At 50.4% G+C, this 13332-nt stretch carries 13 protein-coding genes; 9 read left to right on the top strand and 4 right to left on the bottom strand.

From position 1 onward, the window contains the following. Positions 1-14 precede the first annotated feature (14 nt). On the bottom strand, positions 15-491 hold the full coding sequence (trmL, locus tag IPG31_02950) for a tRNA (uridine(34)/cytosine(34)/5-carboxymethylaminomethyluridine(34)-2'-O)-methyltransferase TrmL (protein ID MBK6617349.1): 477 nt from the start codon (positions 489-491) through the stop codon (positions 15-17). 16 nt (positions 492-507) lie between these two features. Then, positions 508-1293 carry a ComF family protein gene (locus IPG31_02945; GenBank protein ID MBK6617348.1) on the bottom strand — a complete coding sequence of 262 codons (786 nt, stop codon included), beginning with the start codon at positions 1291-1293 and terminating at the stop codon, positions 508-510. Here IPG31_02945 and bioB point away from each other — a divergent pair. Genes bioB through bioD form a run of 5 tightly spaced genes read left to right on the top strand, consistent with a single transcriptional unit; the run spans position 1292 to position 5855 of the window. Beyond that, a complete protein-coding gene (gene bioB / locus IPG31_02940) occupies positions 1292-2314 on the top strand; it encodes a biotin synthase BioB (GenBank protein ID MBK6617347.1) in 1023 nt (340 codons plus the stop codon). The genes IPG31_02945 and bioB overlap by 2 nt on opposite strands. 16 nt (positions 2315-2330) lie before the next feature. Then, the gene (bioF, locus tag IPG31_02935) at positions 2331-3500 is read left to right on the top strand and encodes an 8-amino-7-oxononanoate synthase (protein MBK6617346.1); all 1170 of its coding nucleotides are present in this window, start codon (positions 2331-2333) and stop codon (positions 3498-3500) included. Beyond that, positions 3497-4282: a pimeloyl-ACP methyl ester esterase BioH gene (gene bioH, locus IPG31_02930; GenBank protein ID MBK6617345.1), complete on the top strand. Its 786-nt coding sequence runs from the start codon at positions 3497-3499 to the stop codon at positions 4280-4282. Before bioF ends, bioH begins: the two co-directional genes overlap by 4 nt. After that, positions 4272-5171: a malonyl-ACP O-methyltransferase BioC gene (gene bioC, locus IPG31_02925; GenBank protein ID MBK6617344.1), complete on the top strand. Its 900-nt coding sequence runs from the start codon at positions 4272-4274 to the stop codon at positions 5169-5171. The genes bioH and bioC overlap by 11 nt, the downstream gene beginning before the upstream one ends. Before the next feature lie 30 nt (positions 5172-5201). Then, complete coding sequence (gene bioD / locus IPG31_02920; GenBank protein ID MBK6617343.1) at positions 5202-5855, top strand: dethiobiotin synthase; 654 nt, start codon at positions 5202-5204, stop codon at positions 5853-5855. On the opposite strand, the gene pip is transcribed toward bioD, so the two are convergent. Further along, complete coding sequence (gene pip, locus IPG31_02915) at positions 5842-6801, bottom strand: prolyl aminopeptidase (protein MBK6617342.1); 960 nt, start codon at positions 6799-6801, stop codon at positions 5842-5844. The genes bioD and pip overlap by 14 nt on opposite strands. A gap of 261 nt (positions 6802-7062) precedes the next feature. Between pip and IPG31_02910 the strand changes: the two genes are divergently transcribed. The 4 genes from IPG31_02910 (at position 7063) to IPG31_02895 (ending at position 12029) form a co-directional block, all read left to right on the top strand. Then, on the top strand, positions 7063-7314 hold the full coding sequence (locus IPG31_02910; protein ID MBK6617341.1) for a hypothetical protein: 252 nt from the start codon (positions 7063-7065) through the stop codon (positions 7312-7314). Then, positions 7311-8468, top strand: coding sequence for a patatin-like phospholipase family protein (locus IPG31_02905; GenBank protein MBK6617340.1), 1158 nt, complete (start codon positions 7311-7313; stop codon positions 8466-8468). Before IPG31_02910 ends, IPG31_02905 begins: the two co-directional genes overlap by 4 nt. A gap of 397 nt (positions 8469-8865) precedes the next feature. Beyond that, a complete protein-coding gene (locus tag IPG31_02900; GenBank protein MBK6617339.1) occupies positions 8866-9630 on the top strand; it encodes a 3',5'-cyclic-nucleotide phosphodiesterase in 765 nt (254 codons plus the stop codon). Between the two features lie 17 nt (positions 9631-9647). Then, complete coding sequence (locus IPG31_02895; GenBank protein MBK6617338.1) at positions 9648-12029, top strand: GspE/PulE family protein; 2382 nt, start codon at positions 9648-9650, stop codon at positions 12027-12029. A gap of 76 nt (positions 12030-12105) precedes the next feature. Here IPG31_02895 and IPG31_02890 read toward each other — a convergent pair whose 3' ends face one another. After that, positions 12106-12966 (bottom strand): hypothetical protein, encoded by an 861-nt coding sequence (locus tag IPG31_02890; GenBank protein MBK6617337.1) that lies wholly within the window; start codon positions 12964-12966, stop codon positions 12106-12108. Positions 12967-13332: the final 366 nt, after the last annotated feature.

Genomic DNA, 13332 nt, shown 5'->3' with positions numbered 1-13332 from the left:
CTGATTAACAACGATTACACACCACTACCATCGTCGTTGCTAAAGCCTGTTTGTCTCCAGGCTTCATACACGACGATGGCAGCCGCATTGGAAAGATTCAGACTGCGGCTTGCAGGTAACATCGGGATGCGGATTTTTCGGGTAGCAGCAAAACTTTGCAAAATTTCAACCGTCAAGCCCCGACTCTCCGAGCCAAACAAAAATACATCTTCCCTGTTATAAGCCACTTCGCTGTAGGACTGGCTGGCTTTGGTGGTTACTGCAAAAATACGCCGATTCCCCATTTTATCCAGACAAGCAGCAAGATTGTCATGAACCACCATACAGGTCTGTTCATGGTAATCCAGGCCAGCACGCTTTAATTGCTTGTCTTCCAGCGTAAAGCCCAGCGGCTTGATCAAGTGCAGGCGCGTACCACTATTGGCACACAGACGAATGATATTGCCGGTATTGGGCGGGATTTCGGGATGGTACAGAATGATTTCAATCATGGCAGCATCAAAAATTTCAGATCAATCGCCGTGGAATGGCTCTGGCAATCAACCAGATACTGATCGTAGCCGCTCCCTGCCGCCGTAATACTTTCGACAATTCATTCAAGGTCGCACCGCTGGTCATCACATCATCCACGATCGCGACATGCTTGCCAGCCAGATCCTGGCGACAGGCAAACGCACCGCGCACATTTTTCTGTCTTTCTTTCCACGGTAACTCGGTTTGCGATACCGTGTCGCGACTGCGTGAACACGCCTCCATCAGCAGCCTGATACCCGTTTGATTGCACAGGTAACGACTAATCTCAAGCGCCTGATTGAATCCTCTTTGGCGTAATCTGGTTCCATGTATAGGAACCGGGATAACACAATCCGGCAAATCGGCCAGAGGAGAAAGAGCGGAAAGCAGACAATCAGCCAGGATGGGTGTCAAAGTCAGATCGGGACGGTATTTCAATGCTTGAATCATGGCATCAACTGGAAAAGTGTAGCGAAGCGCGGCAGTGGCATTTGTCCAGGCGGGTGGATTGGCCAAGCAACTACCACAAACACGTGCCGGAGTGATCGGCAACAAACACGAGGGGCAATGTTGCGCAGGCAGCTTCGGCAAACTCACTTTACAAGTCTCGCATAGTCCACTACGACCAGGGGCAAGACATAGCACACATTGCCTGAACCGGAAATTGCGCTTAAACTCAAGGCACTTGTTTATTATTTTATAGAAATTATTTGACAACCTGGGTGCTATCCATGATGATCCTCGGGTTAACAAATTATAACCCGTCAATTTAAATAACATGCTTATGGAAACCGGCGCAAATTCAACCATTACAAACCTATCCGAACAATCCGGCCATCATCAATCAAACGCCATGCCATCTTCCCCTGCTGTTCAATGGCAGGTTGAGGATATTCGGAATTTACTGGATCTTCCCTTTGCAGACCTACTCTTTCAGGCGCAGACCGTGCATCGCACGTATCACGATGCCAACGCGGTGCAGCGCTCGACCCTGATATCAGTCAAAACCGGCGGATGCCCGGAAGATTGCGCCTACTGTCCACAAGCGGCACGTTACCATACTGGCGTAGAAAATCAGGCAATGCTATCGTGCGATGAAGTCGTCGCAGCCGCAACAGCAGCCAAGGCAAGCGGTGCCACGCGCTTTTGCATGGGCGCAGCCTGGCGGGGACCCAAACAACGCGATATCGAACAGGTAACCGCCATGATCGCGGCTGTCAAAGCCCTGAATATGGAAACCTGCGCCACCCTGGGTATTCTCAAACCCGGTCAGGCGGAGCAGCTCAAACAGGCCGGTCTCGATTACTACAATCACAATCTCGACACTTCACCTGAATTTTATACAGAAATTATTTCCACGCGTGATTATCAGGACCGTCTCAATACTCTGGCGGCAGTTCGCCAGGCAGATATTCATGTTTGCTGTGGCGGAATCGTCGGCATGGGCGAGTCCCGTACCGCTCGTGCGGGATTGATCGCGCAGCTGGCCAATCTTGATCCTTACCCGGAATCCGTGCCCATCAACAATCTGGTTCAAGTGGAAGGTACACCATTACATGGAACGGCAGAACTTGATCCACTGGAATTTGTGCGAACCGTTGCGGCAGCTCGCATCACCATGCCCAAAGCAATGGTCCGGCTCTCCGCTGGTCGACAGCAGATGTCAGAAGCCGTGCAGGCGCTCTGTTTTCTCGCCGGAGCAAACTCGATTTTTTATGGTGAAAAACTACTGACAACCCATAATCCGGATACCACAAAAGATCAGGCCCTATTTGATAAATTGGGACTTCGCGCATTGTAGCCACAGTAATATCCTCATGCTGGTTGATCTGAATGAATCGCTGCTGCAGCGCCGTGCGGCAGGATTGTATCGTACCCGTGCCATATCGGACGGTCCCCACCAATCCACGCGGATGAGAATCGACGGGAAAACCTTTCTTGCATTCTGTAGCAATGATTACCTGGCGCTGGCAAATGATTCAGAATTGCTCACAGCGGCATCCCAGGGACTAAACCGCTATGGCATCGGTGCTGGTGCCTCACATCTGATCAATGGACACAACCAGGCGCATCATGAACTCGAAAAAGCGCTGGCAGATTTCACCGGATTCCCGCGTTCGCTGCTTTTTTCCACTGGGTACATGGCAAACATAGCGGTTGCTACCGCGTTGCTCGGGCGGCATGACGCCATTTTTGCCGATCGATTCAACCATGCCTCCCTCAACGATGCCGCATTACTCTCGCAGGCAAAATTGAGACGTTATGCCCATCTCGATCTGGATCATCTCGAAAGCCAGCTGGCGCAAACGCCGGCTAAACGCAAGCTGATCATGACTGATGCCGTATTCAGCATGGATGGGGATTGTGCCCCCATCGAGGATCTACTCGTCTTGTGTCAACGTTTTGATGCCTGGCTACTGGTTGATGATGCGCATGGGTTTGGGGTGCTGGGTGAACAAGGGCGTGGCAGTCTTTTTCAGGCGCATTCTCCAGAAAACCATGTGCCACACCTAATCTACATGGCGACACTCGGCAAGGCTGCGGGTGTCGCCGGTGCGTTTGTCGCCGCACAGACAGAAGTAATTGAAACCTTGATTCAGCAGGGTCGCACATACGGCTACACCACGGCTTCGCCACCTTTGCTGGCCCATACCTTGCTCACCAGTTTGCAGATCATCGCGCAGCAATCGTGGCGTCGAGAACAGCTTGTTCGGTTAATTGAACGGCTACAACAAGGATTAACATCACTGCCATGGCAATTACTGCCATCAACAACGGCGATTCAGCCATTACTGGTTGGTGATAACGAACAAGCGGTGCAATTGAGCGTGGCATTGCGCGAACGAGGCATCTGGGTGCCGGCGATCCGGCCACCGACTGTTCCCAAGGGTACTGCGCGACTGCGGATTACTTTGTCCGCCGCGCACACTTTAGCGGAAGTCGACCAGCTGACGCTTACGCTGCGTGAATTGGCGAGCACGCTATGAGCACGCAATTTCAACCGGCAGACGAGCAAAGATTGTTCGTTCAGAGTGAAGGTAATGGCCCGGATCTGGTCTTGCTGCATGGCTGGGGCATGCATGGCGGAATCTGGGATGGCGTTGCACCACAATTGGCGCAGCGTTTCCGTCTCCATCGTATCGATCTGCCTGGCCACGGTTTTAGTTCAGCACTGCCACTGCATTCGCTGGAAAAACTGACCGCCAGTATTGCTTCTTATGTACCTGCCAACTCGATTGTCTGCGGTTGGTCACTGGGTGGACAAATTGCACTTACGCTGGCACGACGCTGGCCCGAGCGTGTCAGCCAATTAGTACTGGTTGCAACCACGCCTTGTTTTACCCGGAAAACAGATTGGTCCTGGGGAATGGAGGCCACCACTTTGCGGCTTTTCAAGGAAAACCTCGACCGCCAGTATCTGTTAACACTACATCGCTTTCTCACCTTGCAAGTCCGTGGGGGAGTGGACCAGGCTACGGTTCTGACACAGCTGCATGAACGCCTCTTGCAGCGTGGACAGCCCGCACCACAAGCCCTGCAGGCTGGACTGCACATTCTGCTGACAAGTGATTTAAGAGCAGCATTACCATATATTACCCAGCCCACCACATTGATTCATGGCGAAAATGATGCGATTACGCCCGTGAATGCAGCGCACTGGATGCAACAGCATTTACCCCTCGCCCAATTCCAGCCATGGGCACATTGTGGTCATGCTCCGTTTCTCTCCCACCCGGAAACTTTTGTGGAATGCTTCAATGATTTATGATCACGCACTTGACAAACGCTTGCTTCGCCATGCGTTTGAGCGAGCCGCAACCAGCTATGATAGCTGCGCCGTTCTGCAGCGAGAAGTATGCGAGCGCATGCTGTCACGCCTGATTTATATTAAACATAATCCTGCCCTCATACTCGATGCAGGAAGCGGCACCGGCTTGGGTACCCGCAAATTACAGACACATTATCCGCAGGCTACTCTGGTTCCGCTTGACATCGCTTTGCCGATGCATAGTCAGGCACGCACCCATCAACCTGAATCCGCAGGGTTATCTGGGTGGCTCCGTTGGTTACCTTTCAGCAAACATCCACAAAACTTTTTTGTTTGCGGGGATATGGAACACATCCCGTTTCGCGATGCTTGCGTAGATATGATCTGGTCAAACCTGGCGTTGCAGTGGTGCAATGACCCCAAACAGACCTTTTCGCAAGCATATCGCATACTCAATCCAGGTGGACTGCTGATGTTCAGCACCTTTGGTCCGGATACGCTCAAGGAAATGCGCCAGGCATTCAAGGCTGCTGACCGATACAATCATGTCAACCGTTTTATCGATATGCATGATATAGGCGATCTGTTGGTACATTGCGGTTTCTCGCTGCCGGTCATGGATATGGAATACATTACCCTAACCTACGATGATATCAAAAGTATCATGCATGATCTCAAAGCAATCGGCGCACATAACGTCACCCATGGCCGACCCCGTGGATTGACGGGAAAAGGGGTCTGGCAACGAGTAACCACCCATTACGATACTCTGCGCCGACAAGGAAAACTACCTGCCACTTATGAAATCATCTATGGGCACGCGTGGAAACCAGATTCTCGCCCACTCGCACTGAAAGCCGCTACCCGGAAAAAACTGGGTCTACCGTAACGTGCCGTGCGTGCTGTGACAACGAGCCAGATAACCGGATATTTTGTGACCGGCACAGATACGAATGTAGGCAAGACCACGGTAAGCTGCGCATTACTGCACGAATTTGCCAGACGGGGCCATACCACAGTTGGCATGAAACCGGTTGCCGCAGGAAGGGAAAATGGCGTCTGGCAAGATGTAATCAATCTGCAGCAGGCCAGTAACATTACCCCCCCCCAGGCACTCGTCAATCCTTATGCACTGACAGCACCCATAGCACCGCACCTATCAGCCAGCCAGGATGGTGTCCATATAGAATTGGCCGTGATTCGCCAAGCATATGATGGACTGCGGGCACAGGCGCAAATCGTCATTGTAGAGGGCGCGGGAGGTTTTCTGGTGCCGTTAAATGATGAACACGATACCGGTGATCTTGCAAAGCTGCTGGAGCTACCGGTTATTTTGGTGATAGGTATGCGACTCGGTTGTCTCAACCATGCATTACTGAGCACACACGCCATTCGCGCCAAAGGTCTGGTTCTGGCAGGTTGGGTAGCAAACCAGCTTGAACCGGACATGCTCTGTCTGGCAGAAAATATCGACACCCTGCGTATGCGCATACCCGCTCCGCTGCTTGGCGTACTGCCCTTTCTGCCATCGGCCGGAGTCGAAAAATTTGCCGGCTTGCTCAGACTTCCCTGAATTTGATTTTGAATGCCTCCGTCGCCTCAATCAGCGCAGCCCGAATACCGGGTTCCCAGGCAGAATGCCCCGCATCGGCAATAATTCTAAATTCTGCCTGGGGCCAGGCTTCATGCAGATCATACGCACTGAGAATCGGACAAACGGCATCGTAGCGACCCTGCACGATCACTGCTGGCAGATCATGCAGCTTATAAATATTCTCCAACAGGCTGTCTTTTGGCAGGAAGATATTATTCTTGAAGTAATGGGCTTCCATTCTGGCAAGCCCTAAGGCAACCGTATCATTGGTGAAATATTCCACGGTTTCCGCGCTGGGCAACAAAGTGGAGCAGCTACCCTCATATCGCCCCCATGATCGGGCCGCAGGCATATGGATAGCGGGATCCGGATGCAGCAGCCGCCGGTAATAAATGGACAGGATATCCGCACGTTCTATTGGTGAGAGTGCATCGACAAACTCATGCCAGGCTTCTGGAAAGAAATTGCGTAGACCATACAGAAACCAGTTGATTTCGCTTTGTCGGCAAAGGAAAATACCGCGTAGTATAAAACCCAAACAACGATCCGGATGTGCTTCGCCATATGCCAGTGCAAGGGTACTGCCCCACGAGCCACCAAAGATCAGCCATTTGTCTATGCCCAGATGCTCACGCAAGGTTTCAATATCTTCGATCAACAGTGGTGTCGTATTCTCGCGAATTTCCCCCAGCGGTACAGATCGCCCTGCGCCACGCTGATCAAAAATGACGATACGATAATGTGCCGGATCAAAGAAACGACGATGCGCTGGTGACGATCCCGAACCCGGTCCACCGTGAAGAAACAGAACTGGCAAGCCATCAGGCCGACCGGATTGCTCCCAGTACATGGTGTGGAGGTAATCGAGTGGCAGCATGCCTTGAGCAAAGGGTTCAATAGGCGGGAAAAGCTCGTTTTTTGTCATCATCTTGAGTTTGATTCGGTGTAACGAAATAGGGGTACCAGCGAATACCCTGAAAATAGAATGGCAATTATACGCTGTCGGATCGGATACTTTTTGCCGGATCATATCCGGGCGGTCTTCTGAAATGCAGCACAAATGGCGGTGAGTTTTATTGTATGCCGCTCGGTGAATATTGCTATAGTCCCTATGCACATAACGGATACGGCGAGATTAGCGTTTTCTCGAGGTGCCCGCACTAACTTCAGACATAGAGGAGAAATCATGCCGCATACAGCAATGGGAAAACAGGAAATTTCAATGCTACGCACAGAAGTTGAAATATTGATGAGAGAACGCCACCATCTTCTAAAGACCGTAGGGGCAACGGCATCTTTTGTATCCAGCCTGAATTTTGGCAATCTTCCTGGTCATATTCGCGAGACCGCCAGCCAACTATCAGCCTGCCTGAATGCACTTCCTGAAGAAACGTTACGCGATGCCCTGGAAAGTCAGAGAAAAAAAATCCATTTGTGAGCGAACTGATTCATAAGTATTCACAAAAACCCAGACTGGGTCTGGTGTTAACGGGCGGAGGAGCTCGTGCGGCTTACCAGGTAGGGACATTACGCGCCATAGCAGAAATGTTGCCGACACATGCTTACAGCCCCTTTCCAGTTATCTGCGGGACTTCTGCCGGCGCAATTAATGCTGCGGGTATCGCCATGTCCGCAACCCATTTTTCAGAGGGGATCAGACAGCTCGAAACCGTGTGGGGGAACCTGCATACTGACCAGGTCTATCGTTCCGATCTGTTGGGCGTACTCCAGAATACCCTGCGCAGCTTAGGTTCACTGACCTTCAAGCACATGGCAGGCAAACCGGTATCACTTCTGGATAACCTGCCACTCAAGCGGCTGCTGGGATGCCGCCTTCCATTCCGTGGCATTCGTAGAAGTATTCATGCCGGTGCACTACATGCACTGGGTATTACTGCCTGGGGATACGCCTCTGGTCAATCCGTTACGTTTTATCAGGGTTGCCCGGAAGTCACTCCCTGGAAGCGCGCACAACGAGTTGGTGTGCCGGTTCGAATCGGGCTGCAGCATCTGGTAGCTTCCGCATCCATCCCTTTCGTTTTTCCGGCTATTCGCGTCAATCGTGAATATTTTGGGGATGGCTCGATGCGGCAGCTCGCACCGCTGAGTCCAGCGTTACACCTGGGTGCGGAACGGGTGCTGGTCATCGGAGTAAATGGAAAAGAAGATCAACCATGCGATCGTCAAAAAGTAACCAGCTATCCGCCATTAGCGCAGATAGCCGGGCATGTGCTGAACAGCATTTTCGTGGATAGCCTTGATGTGGATATGGAACGTTTGCAGCGCATCAATCAGACCATTAATCTGATTCCCCCTGCCCACAAGGAGAGCGTACCCTCGCTGCGCGAGGTACATTCCATGATCGTTCGCCCCAGCCAGGATGTTGCCGAGTTTGCGCAACTTCATGCCAGCAGCCTGCCGCGCACCATACGTTACCTTTATCATGCCGTTGGCGCAATGGGGCCCAATGGGGCTGCCATGCTGAGTTACCTCTTGTTTGAAGCACCCTACTGCCAGGCCCTGATTGATATGGGATACCAGGACACACTGCGCCAGCGCGATGAAATACGGGCATTCCTGTTTAACGAATAACCGTGCGACGTATCTATCGCTGACTGTCTCTTTTTAGAGATCCCCTGAAAAGAATTGTGGTCAGAATGTCCTGTGCGCTGTGAGTAAACTCACTTTAAAAGTAAGTATTTCATGTTAAAAGTATCGTGTCGGTTGATGGTGCCGACACCAGCAGGAAGATACTGATTCAAATGCACTCGGTTTATCAATACCACGTTACCACAGAGTATCTGGTCGGCATAATTGAGCCGCACATTGCAACAAATGCTGCTCGGTTTCATTGTCTATCAACTGTTGCAACAGAACATCTTACCGGTGCCGTTATCTGAATGGCAGAAAACACCCCGAAATCCCTCGCTGTTTCAGCTCAAACACGCTGGTTATTCAGGTTAAATTGACCTAACAAGGAGGCAGAATCTTGAAATTAAGAGTGCTCGGATGTAATGGCGGAATAGGAGGAGGTGCCCACACTACGGCTATGTTGCTGGATGAAGACATTCTGATTGATGCGGGTACAGGCGTAGGCAATCTGTCGCTGGAAGCGTTGCTGAAAATAGACCACGTATTTGTGACACATGCCCATCTGGATCACATCGCCTTCATCCCGTTTCTGGTGGATACCGTTGGTTGCCAGCGTGAGCAGCCACTGGTTGTGCATGCCCTGCCAGCCACGCTGGATAGCCTGCAGCAACATATCTTCAACTGGCATATCTGGCCGGATTTCACAAAAATACCCGATACCACCCGTCCTTATATGCGTCTGGAACCTTTCAGTGTGGGTAAGGCCATCGTTCTGAACGGTCGCCGCATTACCCCCCTGCCGGCCAATCACACTGTACCATCGGTTGGTTTCTGGCTCGATTCCGGTCAGGCCAGCCTGGCTTTCACGGGCGACACGACGTCACACGATCCTTTTTGGGAAACGATTAATCAGATCGATAACCTTCATTACCTGATTATCGAATCCGCTTTTAGCAATGCCAAGCAGGATATAGCGATACGCTCTAAGCATTTTTGCCCGGCCTTACTGATCGAAGAATTTAAAAAATTGCAGCGGGATGTCGATATTTATATTACCCATCTGCGACAGGAAGACGCCGAGCAGACTATGCGAGAAATTACAGCCGGTGTCAGTGGGTTACACCCGAAAAGACTGCTCTGTCAGCAGCTATTTGAATTTTAGTTTCAGGACAGTCCAAAATGAATACACCCCTGGCTTTAGAGCCACGCGAGAAAGAGCCAATACGTGATGATAGTTCCCTTGGTTTCGCCGGTAATTTGCGAGCAGTTATTAATAAAATTCATGCGGCAGTCCATATTGATGAAATTCTTCCCGATATCAGCCGAGATATCTGCACGCTGTTTAATGCCGATCGCCTGACCATTTATACCACCAGCGAAGATAAATCAGCGATCACTGCGCGGATCAAAACGGGACTGGATACTTTCCAGGACCTACGATTGCCAATCAATGAACACAGCGTCGCCGGTTATGTCAGCTTACATAAAAAAACAGTCAATTTACACGATGTTTATGACCGGAGCGAACTGAACGTACTCGGTGAACATTTGCGTTTTCTGCAGGAAGTGGATAAACGAACCGGTTACCGCACCAAGCAGATGATGGTAGCGCCCATCCTGCACGCAGGTGAACATGAATTATTTGGGGTTGTGCAGGTAATCAATAGCAAGGATGATCAACCCTTTTCGCTCACAGTTGTGGAGAGCCTGGAAGAAATCTGCCAGACACTGGCTGTGGCTTTTAAACAGCGCCAGAAACAGCAGTTACTCGGCAAAACCCGTTACGACCACCTGATTATCGAAGATGCCATCAATGCCGCAGAATTTGCGCTGGCAACACGGCAGGCACGGGAAACCGGTCGCAATCTCGAAGACGTGCTGATCGATCCATTTGGTATTAAGCCCACGCAGATTGGAAACGCACTGGCGAAATTTTTTGGAGTTCATTACGAACCCTTTCGCGCCGACCGGGTCAAGCCTCTTGATTTATTGAAAAATATTAAACGAGAATTTGCAGAAAGCAATAACTGGCTGCCAATCGACGATGGTGCAGAAGGACTGACTGTGCTGACACTTGATCCCGACAGAATCAAGGCGTTACGTATCGTCAACCAGATTTTTCCCAAACGAAATATTATCTATAGCGTTTGCACACAGCGTGAATTCTACGCCACTCTTGATTTATTTTATGGCAGCAGCGATGCGCCTGTTGAGGGTGACTGTATCAATACCATGCTTTCTGGCTTATCCGATGAAGCTGAAGATACGGTCGAGAAAGAAGCCGATGAAGTTTCCGCTGCCGCAGATAACGAGCTGGTCAAACTGGTGAACCGAATCATCATGGATGCGCATAAGCGCGGAGTGTCGGACATTCACATTGAGCCCATGCCAGGCAAGGAAAAAACCGGCATTCGTTTTCGCAAGGATGGTTCCCTGATGCCCTATATTGAAGTTCCTGCCAGCTACCGCAATCCACTGGTCACCCGGATCAAGATCATGTGTGACCTCGATATTTCCGAAAAACGCAAACCGCAGGATGGCAAAATCAAGTTTCGCAAATTTGCGCCACTTGATATCGAATTACGGGTAGCGACTATCCCCTCGGCTGGTGGCGTGGAAGATGTTGTAATGCGGATTCTCGCCGCAGGTGAGCCCATCCCGCTCGACAAAATGGGGTTCACTGCTCACAACCTGAACACACTCAAATCTATTGTGGCGAAACCGTATGGCCTGTTTTTTGTATGTGGCCCGACCGGTTCCGGTAAAACCACTACGCTGCATTCCATTCTTAAATATTTGAACACGCCGGAAACCAAAATCTGGACGGCGGAAGATCCGGTCGAGATCACGCAAAAGGGACTGCGGCAGGTTCAGATCAACGCCAAGGCAGGGCTGACATTTGCCTCCATCATGAAATCCTTTCTGCGCGCGGATCCAGACATTATCATGGTGGGGGAAATGCGTGACAAGGAAACCACCAGCATTGGCATCGAAGCGTCACTCACCGGCCATCTGGTCTTTGCGACGCTGCACACCAACAGTGCGCCCGAATCCATCATTCGCCTGCTGGACATGGGCATGGACCCGTTCAATTTTGCCGATGCCCTGCTGGGTATTCTCGCGCAGCGTCTGGCAAAACGCCTGTGTAAATGCAAACAAGGGCACATCGCCAGCGACGAAGAAATTCAAACATTACTGACTGAATATTGCGAAGAACTGAGAAATACCGATCACTTCAAAACCAACCCCGAAGCAGCCACGCATGAAATCAGATCGCGCTGGGTTGAACAATATGGCGATGAGAATGGAAAAATTACCCTGTTTGAAGCCGTCGGCTGTGACCATTGCACTGGCACCGGCTACGCTGGCCGCGTTGGCCTGCATGAGCTGCTGACCGCAACGGATGCCCTGAAAAAAAATATCCAGGAACATGCCAGGGTGGCGGAAATGCTGGCCACCGCATTGCAGGAAGGCATGCGCACCCTGAAGCAGGATGGTATCGAGAAAGTCCTGCAGGGCATCACCGATATTCATCAGGTCCGTGCCGTCTGTGTAAAATAATTTCTGAATACCGTCTTCAAATTGACCGGGCTACAATCCAGGCCGCCAGCAAATCTTTTACTGGCGGCCTGTGAATCTAGTCAGGTAAATTATTGTCGCTCTTTAGTTCAAAACTACCCGTCACTTTTTCATTGACCGTATATTCATAATTCCCAGCAGATAAACCATATACAGGCAAAGGAATAATTTTTTCAAAAGGCACCAGTGCAGTCGTACAGACTTGTGGAGGATCATTGTCTGAAACCAGATTTGCGGTACTGATTACAATTTCAAAACGATTATCCTTCAAACGATGATCAACTCTTCCAGGCGCGTGACAGCCATTGGAAAAATTCCCTTTTACTTTCAAGAATACCTGTACCGGAAAAGTTTCCGTAACGATTAACTCCACCCCGTCACTTTCTATCAGAAAAATATCAACTACAGGCGCCACCCGGTGACTCTGCAACCGCCAGGCATTGGTTGACGAATCATACTGAAAAACGCCCCCTTGAAATATTCCTGCCTGTTGATCAGTATCAACCCGTGGGATGGTCAGCGTATTATCACGATATACCGGATAGTCGTCTGGATCATTTCCAGTTTCTGGCCATGCGCCTTCCATTGAAGGCTCAACACTTATAACACGTCCATCATCACGCCATTTTTGAGCTTCCTGTTCATTCATTTTCACAACGATGCCATTGCTGGTTTCAAGAATCGCAACAATTTCACCATTCAATTCCAGTGTGGCAGCAAGCGCTTCTTTATTTTGACCGGAAGTTGGCTGACCCACCGGAACCTTACCTGCATTATCGGGGTTAGGCGGATCAATCAACCCTGCATCCTTTTGAAAAAGGATAATATAACTATCCTTAATAACTTCTTGTGCGAACACGAAATTTCCATATAAGCATGCAGCCAGAAAACCAACACACAAAGTTTTTGATATCGACATTTTATTATCTCCAGTAAAAATTATATTCGGAGAATTTATCTTCTACCATTGCTGACGAATGAAACGTGAAGTTGCCCCAATCAATCTACATCAAAAACCGATCCTGTCAATGTGACAAATTGTCGCACGTGCGTTACGGTGGCGTTACGGTGACAGCGCGTAGGTAGGGGTGAGGTACGAACCCCAACACGACAACCATTCAGCCCCCAGTAAGCCACAAAAGCAAGGTAATGGGCCAGCAAAACAGTTAATGATCGACAACGACAAAGGCCAATTCGGTTAAAAATGCTGGAGGGCGTGATTCTCCATGTTGGGGTTCCTGTCGTCACCCCAACCTACGGTCTGTTAAGGAGCCTCTGATCAATA

It is taken from the genome of Nitrosomonas sp., assembly GCA_016703745.1.
Classification (GTDB): Bacteria; Pseudomonadota; Gammaproteobacteria; order Burkholderiales; family Nitrosomonadaceae; genus Nitrosomonas.
The sequence above is the reverse complement of the archived record's forward strand: the minus strand, read 5'-3'. Positions and strand labels throughout refer to the sequence as shown.